A 21,681-nucleotide genomic window follows, 5' to 3' on the forward strand; every position below is an offset into this window, starting at 1 on the left:
AAGAAATGTCGAATCAAACTATCAGAATCCGTTTAAAAGCATTCGATCATAAATTAATCGATCAGTCTGCTGGTGAGATAGTAGAAACAGCAAAAAGAACGGGCGCCCAAGTTAAGGGCCCCATTCCTTTGCCTACTAGAAAAGAGCGCTTTACTGTATTGATCTCGCCTCACGTCAACAAAGACGCGCGTGATCAATATGAATTAAGAACCTATAAAAGGTTGCTTGATATAGTCGAGCCAACAGATAAAACCGTTGACGCATTGATGAAACTGGATCTTGCGGCTGGGGTAGATGTTCAAATTAAGCTGAAATAACAGCTAAATAGATAAAGTAGAGGGATTGGCAGATGTCAATAGGTCTTATTGGTCGTAAAAGTGGTATGACCCGAGTTTTTTGTGAAGATGGTTCTTCAGTGCCGGTGACTGTTCTTCAAATTGACTCGAACAGAGTCGTTCAAGTCAAGAATTTGGAAAAAGATGGATACCGTGCGGTGCAAGTGGCTGCGGGAGAAAAGAAGTCATCTAAAGTCAATAAAGCCATGGCGGGACATTATGCAGCCGCGAATGTGACTGCTGGACGTGGTTTGTGGGAATTCAGGTTGAACGACGGTGAGGGTGATGACTTATCTGCCGGTTCTGAATTGAATGTGGGTCTCTTTTCCGAAGGGCAAGTCGTTGATGTTCGCGGAACCAGCATCGGTAAAGGTTTTCAAGGTGGTGTGAGACGCCACAACTTTAGAACCCAGGATGCAACCCACGGTAACTCATTGTCGCATAGGGCTCCGGGTTCCAACGGTATGTGTCAAACGCCGGGTCGGGTTTTTAAAGGCAAGAAAATGGCCGGACACATGGGGTCGGTTAAACGAACCGTGCAGAATCTGACGATTCATGCGGTAGATACCGAAAGAAATCTAATTTTGGTGAAAGGCGCCGTGCCTGGAGCTAAAGGCGGGGATGTTGTGATCACTCCTGCGGTTAAGAAGCAAAATAAGGGTTAAGATATGGCATTGCAAGTACCTGCAATCAATGACCAGGACTCCGCGACTGCCGTTGACGTGGCAGAACAAGTTTTCGGTCAAGAATTTAATGAAACACTGGTTCATCAGCTTGTCGTTAAATATCAAGCTGGCGCACGTGCTGGAACGAAAGCACAAAAAAATCGTTCGGCTGTCAGAGGTGGCGGAATCAAGCCTTGGCGTCAGAAAGGCACTGGGCGTGCCCGCTCGGGTACGACTCGTAGTCCGCTATGGCGTTCTGGCGGTGTGACATTTGCAGCGCAACCACGCTCCTTCGAGCAGAAGTTGAATAAGAAAATGTATAAAGCGGGCATACGCTCGATTTTTTCTGAACTGCTGCGTCAAGAAAGACTGACAGTGAGCGACGACATTCTGCCAACCTCGCCTAAAACAAAAGAATTTGCGGGCAAGTTGAAAGCTTTGGACGCTAAACGAGTTCTGATCATCGCCGACGATATTAATGAAAATTTGTATTTAGCGGCGCGGAACATTCCTTATGTCGCGATTGCAACGGCCGAATCTGTCGATCCTGTGACATTGGTATCCGCAGATAAAGTGATTGCTACGACAACGGCATTGAAAAATATCGAGGAGCGTCTGTCATGAGTATGCAGAAAAGTCAGTTAGCCAATGTATTGCTGGCTCCGATTATCACGGAAAAAAGCTCATTCGCGGCGGAGAATGACAAGCGTTTCGTATTCAGAGTACAGAATTCGGCAACAAAATTACAAGTTAAAAGAGCGGTCGAATTGATGTTCGATGTCGAAGTAGACTCGGTTCAAGTTTTGAACGTTAAAGGTAAGGTCAAACGTTTTGGCCGAACTTTGGGTAAGCGCTCTGACTGGAAAAAGGCCTATGTTAAGTTAAAATCCGGTCACGATATCGATTTCGCGGCAGCTTGATAGTTTTTAGTCTTAAAAGAATCAATAGGAACGGTAGAAAAGCATGGCTATTCTAAAATCAAAGCCGACATCGCCAGGTTCTCGGTTTGTAGTACGTGTTAAAAATGATGAATTGCATAAAGGTAAGCCATTTGCACAGTTACTCGACAAAAACAGCAAAAGCGGCGGTCGCAATAATCAAGGTAGAATTACAACACGTCATATAGGCGGTGGTCATAAAAAGCACTACCGTATCATTGATTTCAAACGTAACAAACTGGATGTTCCGGCGATTGTTGAACGAATCGAATACGATCCCAATAGAACGGCAAACATAGCATTGCTGTTGTATAAGGATGGTGAGCGTAAATATATCATTGCGCCAAAAGGTTTGGAAAAAGGTCAGGAGCTTGTTTCTTCGGAGACGACTCCAGTTAAGGTTGGCAACTGTATGCCGTTGCGCAACATACCGCTAGGTACAAATATCCACTGCGTGGAATTGAAGCCTGGAAAAGGCGCACAATTAGCCCGAAGTGCGGGTGCTTCTGCGCAATTAGTCGCTAAAGAAGGCGCGCACGTTACATTGCGATTGCGTTCTGGTGAAATGCGCAAGGTAATGGCCGATTGCAAGGCTGTAGTTGGCGAAGTTTCCAACTCGGAACATAACCTGATTTCGTTGGGTAAGGCGGGAGCTAAACGTTGGCGAGGCGTAAGACCTACGGTAAGAGGTGTTGCGATGAACCCGGTTGATCACCCGCATGGTGGTGGTGAAGGTAGAACTTCTGGTGGAAGACATCCCGTTTCTCCTTGGGGTATTCCAACGAAGGGTTACAAAACTAGAAAAAACAAACGGACTGATAACATGATTGTCAGACGCCGTAAGCAAAAATAAGAGGTATTAAGCGTGCCACGTTCAATTAAAAAAGGTCCATTTATTGATCATCATCTGCTGAAAAAAGTTGAAGAAGCAGTAAAGAGCAATAATCGGAAACCGATTAAAACATGGTCAAGAAGGTCGATGATCATCCCGGAAATGCTGGGACTGACAATCGCAGTACATAACGGCCGTCAACATGTGCCAGTACTGATCTCAGAAAATATGGTCGGACACAAGTTGGGTGAGTTCGCTCCTACCCGAACCTATAAAGGCCATATCGCGGACAAAAAATCAAGATAAGAGGGAAAGATGGAAGTATCAGCAAAACTTAGTAATGCCCCTTTATCAGCGCAAAAGGCGAGATTGGTAGGTGATCAAATACGTGGTTTGCCAGTTGAAAAAGCTCTGAACTTATTACAGTTCAGTTCCAAAAAAGCTGCAGCAATCATAAAAAAGGTTTTGGAGTCGGCTATTGCAAACGCTGAACACAATGAAAGTGCCGATATCGATGAATTGATCGTATCGACAGTTTATGTGAATGAGGGTGCAACATTAAAAAGGGTTCGGGCCAGGGCTAAAGGCCGGGCAAATCATATTCTGAAAAGAACCTGCCATATAACAGTTAAAGTAGCGGAATACGAGTAGAGGCAAAAAAATGGGTCAAAAAGTACATCCAACGGGTATACGCCTTGGGATTGTTAAAGATTGGACTTCAAGATGGTATGCAAACAGCCAAAACTATCCGGTATTTCTGCTGCAGGATCTGAAGGTTCGTGATTACATTCAGAAGAAGCTTGCACATGCGTCAGTCAGTCGTATTCAAATCAATCGCCCGGCGAATAATGCCCATATCACCGTACATACTGCCCGGCCAGGCATTGTGATCGGCAAAAAAGGCGAAGATATTGATAAATTGAGACAGGACGTGTCTGCAATGCTGGGCGTTCCCGTACAGCTCAATGTAGAAGAAATCAGAAAGCCAGAATTAGATGCAAAACTGGTTGCCGAAAGCATTGCACAGCAACTGGAGAAACGGATCATGTATCGCCGTGCCATGAAGCGTGCCGTGACGAATACCATGAGGTTGGGGGCAGAAGGTATCAAGATTAATGTCGCCGGACGTTTGAATGGCGCAGAAATCGCCCGTGGCGAATGGTACCGCGAAGGCCGTGTGCCTTTGCATACATTACGTGCCGATATCGATTATGGCACCGCAGAGGCAAATACCACCTATGGGATTATTGGCATTAAGGTGTGGATTTTCAAGGGTGAAGTATTTGATATGGATGCCGAAAGCGCATCTGCTAAACCAGAATCTAAAAAATAGTTGAAGGAAAAGAGCGATGCTTCAACCAAAGAGAACAAAATTTCGTAAGCAGCATAAAGGTAAAAACAACGGGACCGCATTGCGTGGTTCGTCAGTAAGTTTTGGCGAATATGGCCTTAAAGCGACAACTCGTGGTAGAATTACCGCCCGCCAAATTGAGGCGGCCCGTCGTGCGATTACTAGGCACGTAAAACGGGGCGGTAAAATTTGGATCAGAGTGTTCCCGGATAAGCCTATTACTAAAAAACCCTTGGAAGTACGTATGGGTAAAGGTAAAGGTAGTGTAGAATATTGGGTTGCACAAATTAAACCGGGTACCATGTTGTATGAGATTCAAGGGGTACCAGAGGAATTGGCGCGTGAGGCCTTTAAATTGGCTGCGGCTAAATTACCTGTCAGAACAACTTTTGCTGCGCGGACGATACTGTAATGAATGCAAGTGAATTACGTCAGAAGACGAAAGAAGAATTAAGCGATATGCTATTTGAGTTATCTCGCGAACAGTTCAATCTGAGAATGCAAAAAGGCACTGGACAGTTGACCAAGCCAGATCAGGTTAAAAAAGTGAAACGTGACATTGCGCGGATTCATACTGTGTTGAACGAAAAAGCGAGAGCCGAGGCATGAGTGATAACACCGAAAAAATGCGTACCCTAAGGGGACGTGTAATAAGTAACAAAATGGATAAAACCATTTCAGTTCTGGTTGAGCGAAGAGTTAAACATCCGGTCTACGGAAAAATTGTCAAAAAAACGACCAAATTTTTGGCTCACGATGAACGGAACGAATGCAATGAAGGCGACACGGTTTCGATAACTTCATGCAGGCCATTATCCAAAAATAAGACCTTCAAAATGGTCGAAATTATTGAAAGAGCAAACTAAGTCTTTCAAAACTTTAATTGTAATATAGTTGGGATTTAGAAATGATTCAGATGCAAACTAACCTTGACGTCGCCGATAACAGCGGTGCAAAAAAGGTCATGTGTATCAAAGTACTGGGTGGTTCGCACCGGCGCTATGCGAATATTGGCGACATTATTAAGGTGAGTGTTAAAGACGCTATCCCTCGCGGGCGTGTGAAAAAAGGTGATGTATATAATGCACTCGTTGTTAGAACGCGCAAAGGTGTGCGTAGACCCGATGGATCAGTGATCAGATTCGATGGCAATGCGGCCGTCATTCTGAATAATAACCTTCAGCCGCTGGGAACACGTATTTTTGGACCGGTAACACGTGAGTTAAGAGGTGATAAATTCATGAAAATCATTTCATTAGCTCCTGAAGTATTGTAAGTGGGTCAGAAAATGCAGAAAATTAAACAAGGCGACGAAGTTGTAGTGCTAACCGGAAAAGATAAAGGTAAGCAAGGCAAAGTAACAAAAATCCTAGCGAATAATAAAGTTTTGGTACAAGGGATTAATCAGGTTAAAAAACATCAACGCGGTAATCCGAATGCCGGTATCGCTGGCGGTATCATTGAAAAAGATATGCCGATCGATATTTCAAATGTTGGTTTGTATAACCCGGAAACCAAGAAGGCGGATCGTGTTGGCTTTAAGTTTCTAGAAGATGGAAAAAAAGTCAGATATTTTAAATCGACTAATGAAGTTGTTGATGCGTAAGGAGTAGATCATGGCTAGACTAGAAACTGAATATAAAGAAAGAATTATTCCTGCGCTGAAAGAACAGTTTGGTTACAAGTCTGTTATGGAAGTGCCAAAGCTGAGTAAAATTACTCTGAATATGGGAGTAGGCGGCGCAGTGGCGGACAAGAAAGTTTTACAATCCGCGCTTGCCGATATGGAAAAGATTTCAGGTCAAAAACCCGTTGTAACGTTGGCCAGAAAATCCATTGCTGGTTTTAAAATCCGCGATGATATGCCTATTGGCTGTAAAGTAACAATAAGGCGTGACAGAATGTATGAATTTCTGGATCGCTTGATTAATATTGCAATTCCTCGAATCCGCGATTTCCGTGGAATGAGCCCTAAAAGCTTTGATGGGCGTGGAAATTATTCAATGGGCGTTAAGGAGCAAATCATTTTCCCTGAAATTGATTATGACAAAATTGACGCTTTGCGTGGTATGGATATTTCCATCACAACAACAGCTCAGACCGATGAAGAAGGTCGTGCATTGTTAAAGCTTTTTAATTTTCCATTTAAGAACTAAAGGGCGATTTAGAAAATGGCTAAAAAATCAATGATTGCACGAGAAACGAAGCGTGCAAAATTAGTCAGCAAATATGAAGCAAAAAGAAAGGCTCTGAAAGAAATTATCAGAGATCCTAATGCCTCGTTTGACGACAAAGAAAATGCTCAATTGCAGCTGCAAAAACTACCAAGAGATTCCAGCGCATCAAGAATGCGTAACCGTTGTAACTTGACTGGAAGGCCTCATGGTTATTACAGAAAATTCGGGCTGAGCCGTAACAAACTGAGAGAGTCCACCATGCGTGGTGACGTTCCTGGTTTGACTAAGGGCAGCTGGTAATTTCTGATTGAGGTTTTTGGAGAATTAGACAATGAGTATGACAGATCCTATTGCAGATATGTTGACCAGAATCAGAAATGGTCAATCTGCGGGAAAGAAAAGTGTGAGATTGCCTTCATCTAAGGTGAAGGTTGCAATCGCCAAAGTGCTGAAGGAAGAAGGCTACATTAAGGATTACGGCACTGAGACAAAAGGGAGCCACACTGATATGACCATTGAATTGAAATATTACAACGGTCGTCCAGTGATTGAGCAAGTAAAGCGCGTCAGCCGACCTGGTTTGCGTATTTATAAATCAAAAGATGAACTGCCAAAAGTTTTGGGTGGATTAGGTATTGCTATCGTATCCACATCGAAAGGGGTTATGACCGATCGCGCTGCGCGGGCAATCGGGCATGGCGGTGAAGTCATCTGCACAGTTTGCTAAGGAGGGTGAGTAAATGTCTAGAGTAGCAAATGCCCCGATCACCATTCCATCAGGAGTCGACGTTCAATTGAACGGAAATAGCATGACTGTGAAAGGTAAAGGGGGTCAGTTATCTTTCGATATTCACGACGGCGTTAATGTCGAAATTAACGATAACGTCATTTCTGTGAAGTGGGATGAAGCTGTAAAAAATGCCAAGGCACACGCAGGGACAGCAAGGGCGTCTATTAACAACATGGTGACAGGCGTTTCCGCGGGCTTCGAAAAAAAATTAACGTTGATCGGTGTTGGTTATCGTGCACAGGTCCAAGGCAGTAAACTGACTTTATCGTTGGGCTATTCCAACCCGGTTGTTTATGAAGTGCCAAAAGGCATTTCCGTCGAGGCTCCCAGCCAAACAGAGTTAGTCGTAAAGGGCAGCGATAAACAACAGGTTGGTCAGGTTGCATCGGAAATCAGGGCTTTCCGTCCACCAGAGCCTTACAAAGGCAAAGGTGTTCGTTATGCTGATGAGTATGTTGCAAGAAAAGAAGCCAAGAAGAAGTAGGATAAAGTGATGGATAAAAGAGCATCCCGTTTAAAACGTGCGTTGAGACAACGCAGCAAAATAAAACAGCTAGGTGTAAACAGGCTGACTGTGCATAAAACATCTCAGCATATTTATGCCCAGGTTTTAAGCACCGACGGTAAAACAACACTCGCTAGTGCGGCAACGACACAAGCTGACGTAAAAAGCGCGGTAAACAATAAGACCGGTAACATCGCTGCTGCTTCTGAAGTAGGCAAAAAAATTGCTCAAAAGGCGATTGAGGCGGGCGTTACGGTAGTTGCGTTCGATCGTTCAGGTTTTAAATATCATGGTCGTGTGAAAGCATTAGCGGATGCCGCACGCGAAGCTGGATTGAAGTTCTAGGGGTATATAATGGCAACAGCACCATCTCAAGGTAGTACAGACGGCTTGCAGGAAAAATTAGTTTCTGTACGACGTGTAGCAAAAGTAGTTAAGGGCGGTAGAGTTTTTGGTTTTACGGCACTGACGGTGGTCGGCGATGGCGAAGGTCGTGTAGGTTATGGCGTTTGCAAAGCTCGTGAAGTGCCTATAGCAATTCAAAAATCCTTAGAGCAAGCTCGTAAAAATATGAAGAAGGTCGCCTTGAAGGGCGATACCTTACAATATTCAGTGATGTCGAACACTGGAGCTGCAAAGGTTTATATGCAACCTGCTTCTGAAGGTACCGGGATTATCGCAGGTGGCGCAATGCGGGCAGTATTCGAAGTGGTCGGTGTGCATAACGTTCTGGCCAAATGTGTTGGTACGCAGAATCCGATTAACGTGGTTCGGGCGACCATCGAAGGGCTGGCCAGCATGCATGATCCCAAAGCAATTGCCGCTAAGCGTGGATTAACCGTTGAAGAGATAACCGGATAATAATCATGGCTGAAAAAAACTTAGCGTAACAATGACCAAAAGTAAAATTGGTCGTTTAAAAAGTCATCAGGCTTGCCTGAAAGGGTTGGGTTTGAGAAAGATTCGTCAAACTGTTGAAGTTATTGATACGCCCGAGAATCGTGGCATGATCAATAAAATTTCATACATGTTGAAAGTTGAGGAAGTTTAATGTACTTGAATAGTATCCAGTCTGCCTATGGAGCACGCAAAAAGTCTAAGCGAGTGGGCCGTGGCATAGGCTCAACTCTTGGTAAAACATGCGGCAGAGGCCATAAAGGGCAAAAATCTCGTAGCGGTGGTTTTCATAAAGTCGGTTTCGAGGGCGGTCAAATGCCTTTGCAACGCCGTTTGCCTAAGGTAGGTTTTACCTCTAGAATCAAAAAGCTTACTGCTGAATTGAGACTGAGCGAATTAGGGTTGGTTAACACTGATGTGGTCGACTTGAAAGCCTTGGTCGAGGCAAATCTGGTCCCTACTTTTACAAAAAAAGTAAAAGTGATCAAATCCGGCGAGGTGACTAAAGCCGTCACGATTAAAGGTTTGGCAGTAACAGCCGGTGCGAAACAGGCAATCGAAGCGGCCGGTGGCAAAGTAGAGGAATAACGCAGTGAGTACTTCAAGAGCTGAAATGGCGAATAAAATAGGCGGGTTTTCAGAACTTAAGTCAAGGCTGCTTTTTGTTCTTGGAGCTTTCTTTGTTTATAGGGTAGGGGCCCATATTCCTGTGCCTGGGATTGACCCCAAAGCGTTGGCCATTATGTTTGAACAACAGAGTGGTTCCATTCTGGATATGTTCAACATGTTTTCTGGTGGCGCCTTAAGAAGGTTGAGCCTGTTCGCGCTTGGGATCATGCCTTATATCTCTGCATCAATCATTATGCAGTTGATGACGGTCGTTATCCCCTCTTTAGAACAGATGAAAAAGGAAGGCGAAGCGGGCCGTCGCAAGATCTCCCAATATACCCGTTATGGCACCGTTGTGTTAGCGACATTTCAAGCGATTGGTATTTCCATTGCCTTGCAAAATCAAACGGCAGGTGGTTTAAACGTTGTAATCAATCCAGGTGTCGGCTTTATTATTGTTACTACCATTACGTTGGTTACAGGAACCATATTTTTAATGTGGTTAGGTGAGCAGGTAACGGAAAGAGGAATCGGAAATGGTATTTCGTTGATCATTTTTGCCGGTATCGTTTCGGGCTTGCCTTCTGCGATTGGCGGAACATTAGAATTGGCCAGAACCGGTGAAATGAATGGTGCATTTATTGTGCTGCTGTTTTTAATCGCGGTTGCGGTCACGGCTTTAGTCGTCTTTGTCGAGCGCGGCCAACGGCGGATAATCATAAATTATCCAAAAAGACAGCAGGGCAGAAGAATGTACGCAGGCCAAAGCAGCTTTTTGCCGTTGAAATTAAATATGGCTGGCGTTATTCCTCCGATCTTTGCTTCCAGCATTATTCTATTTCCTGCTACGATCGCTGGTTGGTTCGGCAACGCAGAAGGATTTAGTTGGTTGCAAGACATATCAACTGTCCTATCGCCAGGGCAGCCTGTATATGTACTGTGCTATGCGACTGCAATCGTTTTTTTCTGCTTCTTCTATACGGCGATCGTATTTAATTCAAAAGAGACGGCAGATAATTTGAAGAAATCGGGTGCGTTTTTGCCTGGTATAAGACCTGGTGCGCAAACATCAGCCTATATCGATAGAGTAATGACCCGCTTAACATTGGTTGGTGCGTTCTATATTACACTGGTATGTTTGTTACCCGAGTTTTTGATTGTGTACTGGAATGTGCCCTTTTATTTTGGTGGTACATCGTTGTTGATCATTGTAGTTGTGGTGATGGATTTTATCTCCCAAATGCAAACACATCTGATGACACAACAATATGATGGCCTGATGAAAAAGGCCAATCTGAAAAAGTAGTTTATTGTATCCAAGGGGATTGTTGTGAAAGTTCGCGCATCTGTAAAGAAAATTTGTAGAAATTGTAAGGTTATAAAAAGAAATGGTGTTGTACGTGTCATCTGTAAAGATGGAAGGCATAAGCAGCGTCAAGGTTGAATTTTGTTGCGCTGGAATTGGTGGGATGCTATAATTTCGCGCTTAACTTTAGAGTACCGTTGTAGGAGTATCTAGATGGCACGTATTGCCGGAATAAACGTAGCAGAGCATAAGCATGCAGAAATAGCTTTAACTGCAATTTATGGTATTGGGCGTCAAACTGCAAAAAATATTTGCGCTGAGGTTGGTATTGAACCTTCGGTTAAAATTAAAGATTTATCTGAAGACCAATTGGAGTCTATCCGTAAAGTAATTTCTGGCATGACTGTCGAAGGTGATCTTCGTAGAGAAGTCTCCATGAATATTAAGCGCTTGATGGATTTGGGCTGTTTTCGAGGTATTCGTCATCGTCGCGGATTACCGTTAAGAGGGCAAAGAACCAGAACTAATGCGCGTACTCGTAAAGGTCCTCGTAAACCGATTAGAAAATAAGATATTCTTGGAAGGCTAAGAAATGGCAACTCAAAATCGTGCAAAAAAACGAATTAAAAAAGAAGTCGCTGACGGCATTGCCCACGTTCATGCTTCTTTTAATAATACCATAATTACCATTACCGATAGAAAAGGTAATGCTCTGTCCTGGGCTACTTCGGGCGGCTCCGGATTTCGTGGCTCTCGTAAAAGCACGCCCTTTGCTGCCCAGGTCGCTGCGGAAAAAGCCGGCTCAATTGCTCAGGAATACGGTATGAAAAATCTTGACGTCATGATTAAAGGTCCTGGTCCCGGTCGAGAGTCAGCTGTACGTTCTTTGAACAATCTGGGTTTTAAAATTTCTAATATAGTTGACGTGACTCCTATTCCACACAATGGATGTCGCCCACCTAAAAAACGCCGCGTTTAAGATTTCGGAGTAGTTATAATGGCAAGATATCTTGGTCCGACTTGTAAGCTAAGTCGCAGAGAAGGTACGGATTTGTTCCTCAAAAGCAGAGGCAAATCGTTAGAAGGGAAGTGTAAGCTTGATCAACGTCCTGGTCAACATGGTACCAAGCGTACCAGAAGCTCGGACTATGCTTTGCAGCTTCGTGCAAAACAAAGAATTCGCCGGATGTACGGAGTTCTGGAAAAACAATTCAGGAATTATTACAAGAAGGCTGACCAGCAAAAAGGTGCAACCGGTCAAAATTTATTGAATATGCTGGAAAGTCGTCTGGATAACGTGGTTTACAGAATGGGTTACGCAGCAACTCGTGCGGAAGCAAGGCAATTGGTTTCCCATAAAGCCATTTTGGTTAATGATCAAGTAACAAATATACCCTCTTACCAAGTGCAGCCAGGTGACGTTGTTAAGGTTAGAGAAAAAGCAAAAAAACAACAGCGGATCATTGACTCGTTGACTGTGACCGAACAATACGGTTTTCCAGTTTGGGTCGAGGTAAATTCTAAGGAAATGAGTGGAACCTTCAAATCATTGCCTGATCGTGCCGATTTAGGTAGTGAAATAAATGAGCAGCTGGTTGTAGAGCTTTATTCTAAATAACTATTCTGAGATTTATATTATGCAGAATTCAATTGCTGGCTTGTTAAGACCTCAATTAGTTGAGGTTGTAAGTCAGACGGCAAACCATTCGCGAATTGTTATCGAACCCTTAGAACGAGGATTCGGGCATTCATTGGGAAACGCATTAAGACGAGTTTTATTGTCTTCTATTCCAGGGTGTGCAGTTACAGAAGTTGAGATAGAAGGCGTCTTGCACGAGTACACTACCATCGAGGGTGTGCATGAGGATGTGATCGATATCCTGCTCAATTTGAAGAAGCTTGCTGTAATCCTGCATTCCAAAGATGAAGTCACATTAACTCTGACAAAAAGTGGTCCAGGTCCTGTCAAGGCAGGTGATATCAAATTACCTCACGACGTTGAGATCGTGAATTCTGATCTTGTGATCGCTAATCTAACTCAGGAAGGAAGCATTAATATTAACCTGAAGATAGAGCGTGGTCGTGGTTATGTTCCGGCTCATGCCAGAAAAGAAAACATGGAGAACATTCCAATCGGGTCTTTGATGGTGGATGCTTCTTTTAGCCCGGTGACCAAGGTGGCTTATCATGTGGAAAGTACTCGTGTTGAACAACGTACTAATCTTGATAAGTTGATCGTTGAGTTGGAAACTAATGGAACCGTCGATCCGGAAGAGACTATTAAGCTCGCTGCCACGATATTGCATGATCAGTTATCTGTTTTTGTAGACTTTGAAAAGGTCAAAGAGCAGGTGGTGGAAGAGCCGACAGAGCCGGAGCCGGAATTCGATCCTATCTTGTTGCGTCCAGTTGATGATCTGGAACTGACTGTTAGATCGGCAAATTGCTTGAAAGCTGAAAATATATTCTATATTGGTGATTTGATTCAGCGGACAGAAGTTGAGTTATTAAAAACTCCAAATTTGGGTAAAAAATCCTTAACAGAGATTAAAGATATACTTGCAATAAAAGGTTTATCATTGGGTATGCGTCTTGAAAATTGGCCGCCCGAAAATCTGGATCAATCCCAAGCTGGAATGTAAACTAATATAAGGTCGTTGTAGAAATGAGACATCGTAAATCTGGAAGACAGTTAAATAGAAATAGTAGTCATCGGAAAGCTATGTTTAGCAATATGGCAGGTTCTTTGATCAGGCATGAGTTGATAAAGACCACTTTGCCTAAGGCTAAAGAATTGCGGAAAGTCGCTGAACCTTTGATTACAATGTCAAAAGTGGATAGCGTCGCTAAGAGGCGTCAAGCATTCGCGAAATTACGTGATCGCGAAGTTGTGTCCAAGCTTTTCAATGAGCTGGGGCCGCGTTATCAACAAAGACCCGGTGGTTATCTACGAATTATAAAATGTGGCTACAGGCCCGGAGATGATGCTCCGATGGCTTATGTTGAGTTGGTAGACCGACCCGAGAGTCAGGATGTCTCCGAGGAAGAATAAGCAAAAGCCGGCGTAAGCCGGCTTTTTTTTGCCTAGAATATAGTACGGTTTAGGATGAGGTCGGGGCGACAATAAAATTTTAGTTTACGGCCGCCATTAAGCTAACATGAGCTGGGGGTGATTTTTTGGCGGCGGACTAAAGGCTATATGATGGATGAGCAAACGTATAGAGCGGAGCGTATTCTAGTACTAGTTTGATTGTGGGGGAGGCTTGCATATCCGGCCACAAGCTAAGTCGGCCGGATACATGAGGAAGAAAGGCGGCGGGCTTATCGTTCGAGTAACTCGGCTTTGTCGGGTTTTCCGTTCCACTCGTCGGCATCCGGTAATGCGTCCTTTACTTCGGTAATGCTCGGCCATGTTTTGGCCAATTCTGCGTTTAGTTCAATAAACATCTCCTGCCCTTCAGGAAGTTCATCTTCGGCGAATATTGCATTTGCCGGACACTCTGGTTCGCATAGGGTGCAATCGATACATTCATCCGGATCAATCACTAAAAAATTCGGCCCTTCGTGAAAACAGTCGACCGGGCATACATCGACGCAATCGGTAAATTTACATTTGATACAATTTTCTGTGACTACAAAGGTCATGGTTTCATCCGATAGTTAATAAGGAATTATTCGCGATATATTAGCAGAAACCGAGGCATTAAAAAATAACCGTTATAGCATGAAGCGGCTTATTGTTTTTACGGTGTTGCTAGAAAAGCGTTGAATACTTATTGCAAGAAGTTTAATGCAATAGTAACGATTAAACTGTAGTGTTGTTTAGTAATTGTGCGTCGAAAATAACGATAGAAACTTGCTCTTGCCTTCATTCATATTGTGTTGGGCTTTTGCAAGCGCCATGCTGGCGTTTTTTTGTAGCTGTAAATCGGCTAGCATTTGTTCTTTGCGGGTAGGGGCTTTTATTGCGGCGGTAAAATATTTTACCGCGTCGGAAAATTTATCTTGTGAAAGTAAATAATCGCCATAAAAATAATTTGCGTCGATACCATTGGGATTTATTGATAATGCCTTTTTTAATAATTGTTCCGCTTTGTCTTTGTCTCCAAATGAAATAGGCCATCCCGGCACCATGTAATAAAGCGTGCCTAAAGTGACGTAGGCGGCTCCTTCAAGTGCATCCGGTTGAGTCTTTATGGCGTCTTCCAAAAGGCTTTTTGCGGCGTCTAAGGACTTCAGGGCTGTTAAGGCTGGCTCAAATTCCGCATTTGCCGACAAGAGAATGGCTTGCCAAATTCTGGGTTCGGCGGCATGAGGATAGCGTTGGCCCACTGTGCGAGCCCTTTGTAAGAGTAAGGGGTAATCGGTCTTTTGCTGTTCAGGCGTTTTTAGGTAGTAGCTTATCGCCCAATCGGATTCAATCCGGCTGATTGAGTCGGACAATGGGGAGGCTGCGACAATGCCTGAGTTAAAAAGTAGCAAAAAAGCAACAACAGTGGTTTTATTCATACAGGAAATATAGAGTAAAACGAACTATATTTCAATATGTATTTAAAATTAATCTTTTATAGGCCAGTCACGGTAAGGGAATTTGCATAAATTGTTGTTGTAATAGCGCAAATCATGGGTGACTTCCTTGCCTAGCCAAGAAGGCTTGTGAAACTCCTCGTCTAAAGACGATAACTCGATTTCTGCAACAACTAGTCCTTGGTTGGCGCCTAGAAATTCGTCTATTTCCCAAGTGTGTTTATCCTGGGCAACAAAATGTCGTTTTTTCTCAATTAGCGGCTTATGGCAAAGTTGCTCTAAGATTTCGTTTGCTTCTGATAATGGGATTTCGTATTCGTACTCCAGTCGATGTGTTCCAATAACTGCGCTTTTAATGTTTATCCAGGCATGAGTGTCGGATATTCTGATGCGGATGGAGTTCTGCTTAGTGCTGCTTAAATATCCTTGCTTGTAGTAAACGCTCTTTTTAATATGCTGGCGCCACTCGTCATTGGCTAGCAGGAATTTGTGTTCAATTTCTAACGGCATAAGTGATTTATTGGATTGTTGTGGATTAAAGGATTCTTATATTTTAATAAATAAATGCTGAAGGCTAAAGAGCTAGGCATTACGGATTTGGCATGCTAAAGTGACAATTCTTTATTATAATACTGGGTTTTAGTTGATAGCTTTCATTTTGTTTTTTGTTTTGGAGAATAATAATGGCTTTTGAATTACCTGCATTACCATACGCAAACGATGCGCTAGCTCCTCATATATCCGAGGAAACCATCGAGTATCATTACGGTAAGCATCACCAAACTTATGTGACTAATCTGAATAATCTGGTGCCAGGTACGGAGTTTGATGGCCTGTCCTTGGAAGAAATCATCATGAAATCTTCCGGGGGTGTATTCAACAATGCGGCGCAGGTATGGAATCACACATTTTATTGGAACAGTCTGTCGCCTAATGGTGGAGGAGAGCCCGCTGGTGGTTTAGCGAACGCGATCAACAGAACATTCGGTTCTTTCGAGCAATTTAAAGAAGAATTTACCAAGTGTGCGGTGACTACTTTCGGTTCCGGTTGGGCATGGTTGGTGAAAAATGCCGATGGTGGTTTGGAGTTGGTTAGTACTAGTAATGCCGCTTGTCCTTTGACCGACGGCAAAACACCCATTTTGACCTGCGACGTTTGGGAGCATGCTTATTACATCGATTATCGTAATGCGCGACCAAAATACCTGGAAGCTTTCTGGGCCTTGGTGAATTGGGATTTTGCCGGCGCTAATTACGACAAATAATTAGGGGTCGCAAAAAAAAGCCCGCTTACCTTAAGTAAGCGGGCTTTTTTTATGTCCGAAAGAAAGGCCCGATGACTCAGGCCTCGTAATCCGATTACTTGTTTTTGTTGCGTTCCTGGGTTTCCTTAATTACTTCTTCGGCCACGTTTTTAGGGCATGGCAAGTAATGAGAGAATTCCATCGAGAACTGGCCGCGACCGGAGGTCATCGTACGTAAGTCGCCGATATAACCGAACATTTCGCTTAAAGGTGCATCGGCTTTGATGCGAACGCCTGTTGGACCGGCTTCTTGCGATTTGATCATGCCGCGGCGACGGTTCAAGTCGCCGATCACATCGCCGACATGGTCTTCCGGGGTGAAGACGTCGACTTTCATGATGGGCTCCAGCAATTGAGGGCCGGCTTTGGGGATCGATTGACGATAAGCTGCTTTTGCGGCGATTTCGAACGCGATTGCTGACGAGTCAACGGCATGGAAGGCGCCGTCGAACAAGTTAACTTTGAAGTCCAGGCATGGGAAGCCCGCCAATACGCCTTTATCCAGGCTAAGCTCAAAACCTTTTTCAACCGCAGGCCAGTATTCGCGCGGCACGTTACCGCCGGTTACAGTAGATTCAAACTGGAAGCCGCTGCCTGGCTCGCCCGGCTCGATGATGTAATCGATTTTCGCGTATTGACCGGAACCGCCTGATTGTTTCTTGTGCGTATAGCTGTCTTCGATGCGTTGTGTGATGGTCTCTCGATAAGCAACCTGAGGTTTACCCACCTCAACGTCAATACCGTAAGTCCGTTTCAGGATGTCGATTTTGATATCCAGGTGCAGCTCACCCATGCCTTTCAGGATGGTTTCGCCGCTGTCTTCATCGGTTTCAACGCGGAAAGACGGGTCTTCCTGTACCATTTTACCAATCGCAATACCCAGTTTTTCGGAACCGCCTTTGTCTTTCGGGGCGACGGCGATCGAGATAACCGGGTCGGGGAATACCATTGGTTCCAGTGTGGCCGGTGATTTCGGATCACACAAGGTGTGTCCTGTTTGCACGTTTTTCATGCCGATGACCGCGACGATGTCGCCGGCTTGAGCGCCCTCGAGTTCGATGCGATCGTTGGCGTGCATTTCCACGATGCGGCCGATACGCTCGGTTTTGCCGGTAAAAGTGTTCAGTACGGTGTCACCTTTGTTCATGCGGCCTGAGTAAATGCGGATGAAGGTCAGGGCGCCAAAGCGGTCGTCCATGATCTTGAACGCCAGTGCGCGCAATGGTTTGTTAGGGTCGACGATCGCAAAATTGCCGGTTTCGTTGCCTTCCTCGTCGGTTTCCGGTTGCGGTTTGACTTCGGTCGGGTTCGGCAGGAAGTCGGTAACGGCGTCCAGTACCAGTTGAATCCCTTTGTTTTTGAAGGCCGAGCCACAATAAGTCGGGAAGAAGGCCAGGTCGATCGTTCCTTTGCGGATGCAACGTTTAATGTCTTCTACTGATGGTTCTTGGCCTTCCAAGTACGCTTCCATCAAATCGTCGTCTTGCTCTACGGCGGTTTCGAGCAGTTTTTCACGCCATTCTTCGACCTGGTCAGCCATGTCGGCAGGCACGTCTTGAATTTCGTAATTTTCCGGCAGGCCAGAGTCGTCCCAGACATAGGCTTTGCGAGAAAGCAGGTCGACAACACCTTTGAACTGGTCTTCGATGCCGATAGGTAAAACCATGACTAATGGATGTGCGCCTAGAACATCTTCTATTTGTTTGACGACGCGGTAGAAATCGGCGCCGATACGGTCCAGTTTGTTAACGAAGATCACGCGGGAAACTTCGGAGTCGTTCGCATAGCGCCAGTTGGTTTCCGATTGAGGCTCAACGCCGCCGGAACCGCAGAATACACCGATACCACCGTCCAAAACTTTCAATGAACGATACACTTCAATAGTGAAGTCAACGTGCCCCGGGGTGTCGATAATGTTCAGGCGGTGGCCGTTCCATTGGCAAGAAGTGGCGGCGGATTGAATGGTGATGCCGCGCTCCGCTTCCTGTTCCATGAAATCGGTTGTTGCTTCACCGTCATGAACCTCACCTGTTTTATGAATTTTACCGGTTAGTTTAAGGATACGTTCCGTCGTAGTGGTTTTACCGGCATCCACGTGCGCGAATATACCGATGTTTCTGTAAAGCGATAGATCTGTCATGTTTGTACTCTAAAAATGGACATAAAAAACGATTAATACCCCGGCTTTCAGGCAAGGGTTGATAGTACCGGATTCATAAACCTTATGGTTAATCTGGCGCGAATGCCGATTAATGCAGCGAATATTTACCGTTTTTAAAACTGCTTTGTAGCAGCTTTAAAAAATTTCCTATTGTAACTTAAAAATTTGAAAAAACAGAATAAATCCTGTAAAGAGTTTGCTTTATGCCGGCAAATGGCAAATTTTGATGAAGAACCGAGGAGGGTGGATAAATGCCAAGAGGTTGACGTTGGCGAATTTAAACAGTAGTGACTGTTTCTAATTCTTTCGATGCCGTTTGGCTTGTTGCAATTGTAGTTCACGCAATTTCATCATCGCGTAAAGCGCGTTCAAGTTTGGGCAGGAAGTGCCTTCGCGAGCGGCCGCACGCACCGCATTGCCAAGAATCGCTTCGGTTTCCATGGTTTGCCCTTTTTCATAATCCAGCAACATACTGGTTTTATAAGGCGGCATCGTAAAGGTTTTTTGAATATTCTGCTCGACGATGTCAGCGGGAAGCGGATGGTTACAGGCGGCCGCGATTGAGCAGACTTCCTGCATGATGCTGCGAACGAAATCCTCTTGGGTGCGCAAAATATCCAGCGTGGCCAAACCGCCCGATAACACCGATAACGGATTAAAAGGCGCATTCCAGACGCATTTAACCCAGCGGCCTGTGACGATATCTTCCAATGTCACGCATTCTATGCCGCCTTGTCGAAATAAATCGGCCAGATGTCGCGTTTTGCAGCTGACTCCGGAAGGCAAATTGCCCAAGGAAAGTTTGCCGTAAGCCAGGTGCGTAATCTCTCCCGCTTGCAGACGATTGCAGCAAATAAAGGCCAAGCCGCTGACGACTTCGTTATCGGGAAAGGCGTTCTGTAATTCCTGCTCGGTCTCAACGCCATTCTGGATGAAGACGATAACCGTCTCCGGTCCGACAGCGTCTTTGATTAATGCGGCCCGGTTAGGGGTGGTCATTTTTGTGCAGAGAATGACATAATCAGCCGAGCCTTGATATTCCCTTGCCGATTTGACAACTTGTGCCGGCTTGAAAGTCCAGTTACCCAAGTCGCTACTCACGATATTGAAACCACGCTGTTTGACGATGTCATAGTCGGAGCGGCAGACCACCGAGACGTCGGCGCCGGCTTTCGCCAACAAAGCGCCATAAAATGCGCCGATGGCGCCGGCGCCGACGATTAAAACGTTATCGCTCATCGAAATGGGCCATGATTTGTTTCAAAAACGGAATGGTCAGTTTGCGTTTGGCCGCCAGCGTGGCGTGATCGATTTTTTTCAGTAATAGCCATAAAGCCGGCAAATCGCGGGCATAATGGGAAAGCAGGAAAGCGCCCACATTTTCGGCAATGTCGAATCCCATGTATTTCGCCTTATGGCTGAGCGCCTTGACAAGTTGTTCATCGTTCATGGCTTGAAGTTTTAACGTCAGGCCCCAGCTCATGCGCGTTTTTAGGTCGGGTAACTGAAAAGGCAGGTATTTGGGTGGGCAGTCGGCAGATAGCAACAATTGCTTATCATGGTCGCGGTGGCGGTTGTAGAAATTGAACAACGCCTGTTCCCAGTCTTTTTGTCCGGCGATCTGTTCGATGTTATCCAGACAGACGATATCCAATGTTTCCAGACCTTCCAGCAGGGCGGGATCGGGTAGATCCGCACCATTAAAACTCAAGTAAAAAACACTCTTATCATGTTGCCTGGCGCAATGGCAGCAGGCTTGCAATAAATGTGTTTTGCCTTGTCCCGCATCACCCCAAAGATAAATTTGTTGTTCCGTGCCGACCTCGATGAAGTCGTGCAAGTGGTTTAGAACTTCTTGGTTATTACCGGCATAAAAACTGGCAAAACTTTGGTCGCTTTGAAATTCAAACTGTAAGGGTAGCTGTTCCGCCATGGGATTCAGTTGTTATCGGCTTTGTAGACATACAATCCGGCGCCGAAACAAAGCAGCAGGCTTAGGCCTATCTCGGCCAGGGCGTAATAACGTTCGACCGGGTTGGCATAAGCTTCGGCGACACCGTGGACAAAATAGATCAAACTGACGTAACTCATCCATGTGCAACTTTTCAAATTGCCGTGCAGCAAGCCACGGAAAGGCAACAATAAGGGCGTGACGGAGACCAACAGCACCATCGCCACGGGAAAACGAGTGGATGGCATCAGCACCGTGTTCCAGGCCATTAGCAAGGCGAACAAACCGAAAAAACCGGCCAGGGCCGCGTAATAATAATAGATTCGCTTCATTTCGACAATTTGAGGGCGGTCGTGGCAAGCCGTTTCCCTAGGGCATGGCAGATCGCTCTTTCGTGTTCGCTTATGCCGCTATGGTCGTCGGCGACGTGACTGGGCCCATAAGGCGTTCCGCCGGTTTTAGTTTCTTTCAGGGCGATTTCATTGCAGGGTACGCTGACGATCATCATACCGTGATGAATGAGCGATTGCATCATGGCTAAGAGGGTGCTTTCCTGGCCGCCATGAAGGCTGCCGCTAGAGGTAAACACCGCAGCCGGTTTGCCGGACAGGGCGGCGGAAAACCAGAGTTCGGTGGTGCTTTCAAGGAAGTATTTCAACGGTGAGGCAATGTTGCCGAAATAAGCCGGACTTCCCAGCGCCAGCCCGGCGCACTGCTTCAGGTCGTCCAGTGTCGCATACGGCGCGCCTTGTTCGGGAATGTCGGCGGCGGTTTTCTCGCAAACCGTGGAAACGGCGGGAACGGTGCGCAGCACCGCTTCGTTGTCGGGGACAGCCTCGATACCGCGGGCAATCTGGCGGGCCATCGCTTCGGTGCTGCCGTTGCGGCTGTAGTACAGAACCAATATCTTGACCATGAGCTTAAAGTATCGCTAGGACATTTTCCGGAGGACGGCCGACCGCGGCTTTATCGTTGGCCAACACAATGGGGCGTTCGATTAATTTCGGAGTATTGATCATGCCGTCGATTAATTCCTCGCGGCTCAGGTTTTCGTTATCCATCCCGGTTTCCTTGTATTCCTTTTCCTTTTTGCGCATCAGCTCGCGCGGTTGCATGTCCAGTTTGTGCAGAATGTCGTTCAATTCTTCGGCGGTCGGCGGGGTTTTTAAATATTCGATGATTTCCGGCTCGATGCCTTGATTTTTTAGTAATTGCAGGGTTTCTCGCGATTTGCTGCAACGGGGATTATGATAAATTTTTACGCTCATCGTTTGCACGCTTCATTATCAGGATAAAACGTTATAATAACATTTTGTCTTAAGAACTGCGTTCA

Annotated in this window: 38 protein-coding genes; 29 read left to right on the top strand and 9 right to left on the bottom strand. The window is 45.3% G+C overall.

What is annotated here, in order from left to right:
* Positions 1–5 precede the first annotated feature (5 nt).
* From rpsJ to rplQ, 28 genes are all read left to right on the top strand, one after another.
* On the top strand, positions 6–317 hold the full coding sequence (gene rpsJ, locus EP25_RS0116045; protein ID WP_031434829.1) for a 30S ribosomal protein S10: 312 nt from the start codon (positions 6–8) through the stop codon (positions 315–317).
* A 32-nt stretch (positions 318–349) separates the two neighbouring features.
* On the top strand, positions 350–1,000 hold the full coding sequence (gene rplC / locus EP25_RS0116050; protein ID WP_031434830.1) for a 50S ribosomal protein L3: 651 nt from the start codon (positions 350–352) through the stop codon (positions 998–1,000).
* Positions 1,001–1,003: 3 nt separating this feature from the next.
* A complete protein-coding gene (gene rplD / locus EP25_RS0116055; RefSeq protein WP_031434831.1) occupies positions 1,004–1,624 on the top strand; it encodes a 50S ribosomal protein L4 in 621 nt (206 codons plus the stop codon).
* On the top strand, positions 1,621–1,920 hold the full coding sequence (gene rplW / locus EP25_RS0116060; RefSeq protein WP_031434832.1) for a 50S ribosomal protein L23: 300 nt from the start codon (positions 1,621–1,623) through the stop codon (positions 1,918–1,920). The genes rplD and rplW overlap by 4 nt, the downstream gene beginning before the upstream one ends.
* Before the next feature lie 43 nt (positions 1,921–1,963).
* Entirely contained in the window at positions 1,964–2,791 is an 828-nt protein-coding gene (gene rplB / locus EP25_RS0116065; protein WP_031434833.1) for a 50S ribosomal protein L2, read from the top strand.
* A 12-nt stretch (positions 2,792–2,803) separates the two neighbouring features.
* Positions 2,804–3,076 (top strand): 30S ribosomal protein S19, encoded by a 273-nt coding sequence (gene rpsS / locus EP25_RS23020; protein WP_084191066.1) that lies wholly within the window; start codon positions 2,804–2,806, stop codon positions 3,074–3,076.
* 9 nt (positions 3,077–3,085) lie between these two features.
* Positions 3,086–3,421 carry a 50S ribosomal protein L22 gene (rplV, locus tag EP25_RS0116070; protein ID WP_031434834.1) on the top strand — a complete coding sequence of 112 codons (336 nt, stop codon included), beginning with the start codon at positions 3,086–3,088 and terminating at the stop codon, positions 3,419–3,421.
* A gap of 10 nt (positions 3,422–3,431) precedes the next feature.
* Positions 3,432–4,103 (top strand): 30S ribosomal protein S3, encoded by a 672-nt coding sequence (rpsC, locus tag EP25_RS0116075; RefSeq protein WP_031434835.1) that lies wholly within the window; start codon positions 3,432–3,434, stop codon positions 4,101–4,103.
* A 16-nt stretch (positions 4,104–4,119) separates the two neighbouring features.
* Positions 4,120–4,533 (top strand): 50S ribosomal protein L16, encoded by a 414-nt coding sequence (gene rplP / locus EP25_RS0116080; RefSeq protein ID WP_031434836.1) that lies wholly within the window; start codon positions 4,120–4,122, stop codon positions 4,531–4,533.
* Complete coding sequence (gene rpmC, locus EP25_RS0116085) at positions 4,533–4,730, top strand: 50S ribosomal protein L29 (RefSeq protein ID WP_031434837.1); 198 nt, start codon at positions 4,533–4,535, stop codon at positions 4,728–4,730. The genes rplP and rpmC overlap by 1 nt, the downstream gene beginning before the upstream one ends.
* Complete coding sequence (gene rpsQ, locus EP25_RS0116090; protein WP_031434838.1) at positions 4,727–4,987, top strand: 30S ribosomal protein S17; 261 nt, start codon at positions 4,727–4,729, stop codon at positions 4,985–4,987. The genes rpmC and rpsQ overlap by 4 nt, the downstream gene beginning before the upstream one ends.
* Before the next feature lie 41 nt (positions 4,988–5,028).
* Entirely contained in the window at positions 5,029–5,397 is a 369-nt protein-coding gene (gene rplN, locus EP25_RS0116095) for a 50S ribosomal protein L14 (RefSeq protein ID WP_031434839.1), read from the top strand.
* 12 nt (positions 5,398–5,409) lie between these two features.
* The gene (gene rplX / locus EP25_RS0116100) at positions 5,410–5,727 is read left to right on the top strand and encodes a 50S ribosomal protein L24 (protein WP_031434840.1); all 318 of its coding nucleotides are present in this window, start codon (positions 5,410–5,412) and stop codon (positions 5,725–5,727) included.
* 10 nt (positions 5,728–5,737) lie between these two features.
* Positions 5,738–6,277 (top strand): 50S ribosomal protein L5, encoded by a 540-nt coding sequence (rplE, locus tag EP25_RS0116105; protein ID WP_031434841.1) that lies wholly within the window; start codon positions 5,738–5,740, stop codon positions 6,275–6,277.
* A 15-nt stretch (positions 6,278–6,292) separates the two neighbouring features.
* Positions 6,293–6,598, top strand: a complete 306-nt coding sequence (gene rpsN, locus EP25_RS0116110; protein WP_031434842.1) for a 30S ribosomal protein S14 — start codon at positions 6,293–6,295, stop codon at positions 6,596–6,598.
* A 31-nt stretch (positions 6,599–6,629) separates the two neighbouring features.
* A complete protein-coding gene (rpsH, locus tag EP25_RS0116115) occupies positions 6,630–7,025 on the top strand; it encodes a 30S ribosomal protein S8 (protein ID WP_031434843.1) in 396 nt (131 codons plus the stop codon).
* Between the two features lie 13 nt (positions 7,026–7,038).
* Entirely contained in the window at positions 7,039–7,572 is a 534-nt protein-coding gene (gene rplF / locus EP25_RS0116120; RefSeq protein WP_031434844.1) for a 50S ribosomal protein L6, read from the top strand.
* A 9-nt stretch (positions 7,573–7,581) separates the two neighbouring features.
* A complete protein-coding gene (gene rplR / locus EP25_RS0116125) occupies positions 7,582–7,938 on the top strand; it encodes a 50S ribosomal protein L18 (protein ID WP_031434845.1) in 357 nt (118 codons plus the stop codon).
* Positions 7,939–7,947: 9 nt separating this feature from the next.
* Positions 7,948–8,454 (top strand): 30S ribosomal protein S5, encoded by a 507-nt coding sequence (gene rpsE / locus EP25_RS0116130; protein ID WP_031434846.1) that lies wholly within the window; start codon positions 7,948–7,950, stop codon positions 8,452–8,454.
* Between the two features lie 31 nt (positions 8,455–8,485).
* Positions 8,486–8,644, top strand: coding sequence for a 50S ribosomal protein L30 (rpmD, locus tag EP25_RS0116135; protein WP_031434847.1), 159 nt, complete (start codon positions 8,486–8,488; stop codon positions 8,642–8,644).
* Positions 8,644–9,078 carry a 50S ribosomal protein L15 gene (rplO, locus tag EP25_RS0116140; RefSeq protein WP_031434848.1) on the top strand — a complete coding sequence of 145 codons (435 nt, stop codon included), beginning with the start codon at positions 8,644–8,646 and terminating at the stop codon, positions 9,076–9,078. The genes rpmD and rplO overlap by 1 nt, the downstream gene beginning before the upstream one ends.
* 25 nt (positions 9,079–9,103) lie before the next feature.
* A complete protein-coding gene (secY, locus tag EP25_RS0116145; RefSeq protein ID WP_031434849.1) occupies positions 9,104–10,405 on the top strand; it encodes a preprotein translocase subunit SecY in 1,302 nt (433 codons plus the stop codon).
* 24 nt (positions 10,406–10,429) lie between these two features.
* Positions 10,430–10,543, top strand: coding sequence for a 50S ribosomal protein L36 (gene rpmJ / locus EP25_RS23025; RefSeq protein WP_084191067.1), 114 nt, complete (start codon positions 10,430–10,432; stop codon positions 10,541–10,543).
* A 75-nt stretch (positions 10,544–10,618) separates the two neighbouring features.
* Positions 10,619–10,975: a 30S ribosomal protein S13 gene (rpsM, locus tag EP25_RS0116150; RefSeq protein ID WP_031434850.1), complete on the top strand. Its 357-nt coding sequence runs from the start codon at positions 10,619–10,621 to the stop codon at positions 10,973–10,975.
* Between the two features lie 22 nt (positions 10,976–10,997).
* Entirely contained in the window at positions 10,998–11,384 is a 387-nt protein-coding gene (rpsK, locus tag EP25_RS0116155) for a 30S ribosomal protein S11 (RefSeq protein WP_031434851.1), read from the top strand.
* Between the two features lie 18 nt (positions 11,385–11,402).
* Positions 11,403–12,023, top strand: coding sequence for a 30S ribosomal protein S4 (gene rpsD, locus EP25_RS0116160; protein ID WP_031434852.1), 621 nt, complete (start codon positions 11,403–11,405; stop codon positions 12,021–12,023).
* Between the two features lie 19 nt (positions 12,024–12,042).
* A complete protein-coding gene (locus tag EP25_RS0116165; protein WP_031434853.1) occupies positions 12,043–13,047 on the top strand; it encodes a DNA-directed RNA polymerase subunit alpha in 1,005 nt (334 codons plus the stop codon).
* Positions 13,048–13,070: 23 nt separating this feature from the next.
* Complete coding sequence (rplQ, locus tag EP25_RS0116170; protein WP_031434854.1) at positions 13,071–13,457, top strand: 50S ribosomal protein L17; 387 nt, start codon at positions 13,071–13,073, stop codon at positions 13,455–13,457.
* Positions 13,458–13,726: 269 nt separating this feature from the next.
* Here rplQ and fdxA read toward each other — a convergent pair whose 3' ends face one another.
* The 3 genes from fdxA to EP25_RS0116185 all read right to left on the bottom strand — a co-directional run bounded on the left by fdxA (position 13,727) and on the right by EP25_RS0116185 (position 15,442).
* Positions 13,727–14,050 carry a ferredoxin FdxA gene (gene fdxA / locus EP25_RS0116175; protein WP_031434855.1) on the bottom strand — a complete coding sequence of 108 codons (324 nt, stop codon included), beginning with the start codon at positions 14,048–14,050 and terminating at the stop codon, positions 13,727–13,729.
* A 177-nt stretch (positions 14,051–14,227) separates the two neighbouring features.
* On the bottom strand, positions 14,228–14,914 hold the full coding sequence (locus EP25_RS0116180) for a tetratricopeptide repeat protein (RefSeq protein WP_031434856.1): 687 nt from the start codon (positions 14,912–14,914) through the stop codon (positions 14,228–14,230).
* A gap of 48 nt (positions 14,915–14,962) precedes the next feature.
* A complete protein-coding gene (locus EP25_RS0116185; RefSeq protein WP_031434857.1) occupies positions 14,963–15,442 on the bottom strand; it encodes a CYTH domain-containing protein in 480 nt (159 codons plus the stop codon).
* 173 nt (positions 15,443–15,615) lie between these two features.
* Here EP25_RS0116185 and sodB point away from each other — a divergent pair, with 173 nt between their 5' ends.
* Positions 15,616–16,197, top strand: a complete 582-nt coding sequence (gene sodB, locus EP25_RS0116190) for a superoxide dismutase [Fe] (protein WP_031434858.1) — start codon at positions 15,616–15,618, stop codon at positions 16,195–16,197.
* A gap of 94 nt (positions 16,198–16,291) precedes the next feature.
* On the opposite strand, the gene fusA is transcribed toward sodB, so the two are convergent.
* From fusA to arsC, 6 genes are all read right to left on the bottom strand, one after another.
* Positions 16,292–18,376: an elongation factor G gene (gene fusA, locus EP25_RS0116195; RefSeq protein WP_031434859.1), complete on the bottom strand. Its 2,085-nt coding sequence runs from the start codon at positions 18,374–18,376 to the stop codon at positions 16,292–16,294.
* A 318-nt stretch (positions 18,377–18,694) separates the two neighbouring features.
* Positions 18,695–19,636 (bottom strand): ketopantoate reductase family protein, encoded by a 942-nt coding sequence (locus tag EP25_RS0116200; RefSeq protein WP_031434860.1) that lies wholly within the window; start codon positions 19,634–19,636, stop codon positions 18,695–18,697.
* On the bottom strand, positions 19,626–20,330 hold the full coding sequence (hda, locus tag EP25_RS0116205; RefSeq protein ID WP_031434861.1) for a DnaA regulatory inactivator Hda: 705 nt from the start codon (positions 20,328–20,330) through the stop codon (positions 19,626–19,628). Before hda ends, EP25_RS0116200 begins: the two co-directional genes overlap by 11 nt.
* 5 nt (positions 20,331–20,335) lie before the next feature.
* Positions 20,336–20,680, bottom strand: a complete 345-nt coding sequence (locus EP25_RS0116210) for a DUF2069 domain-containing protein (RefSeq protein ID WP_031434862.1) — start codon at positions 20,678–20,680, stop codon at positions 20,336–20,338.
* Complete coding sequence (wrbA, locus tag EP25_RS0116215; RefSeq protein ID WP_031434863.1) at positions 20,677–21,264, bottom strand: NAD(P)H:quinone oxidoreductase; 588 nt, start codon at positions 21,262–21,264, stop codon at positions 20,677–20,679. Before wrbA ends, EP25_RS0116210 begins: the two co-directional genes overlap by 4 nt.
* Before the next feature lie 4 nt (positions 21,265–21,268).
* Complete coding sequence (arsC, locus tag EP25_RS0116220; RefSeq protein WP_031434864.1) at positions 21,269–21,616, bottom strand: arsenate reductase (glutaredoxin); 348 nt, start codon at positions 21,614–21,616, stop codon at positions 21,269–21,271.
* Positions 21,617–21,681 lie beyond the last annotated feature (65 nt).

Source organism: Methylomarinum vadi (assembly GCF_000733935.1).
Lineage (GTDB): Bacteria > Pseudomonadota > Gammaproteobacteria > Methylococcales > Methylomonadaceae > Methylomarinum > Methylomarinum vadi.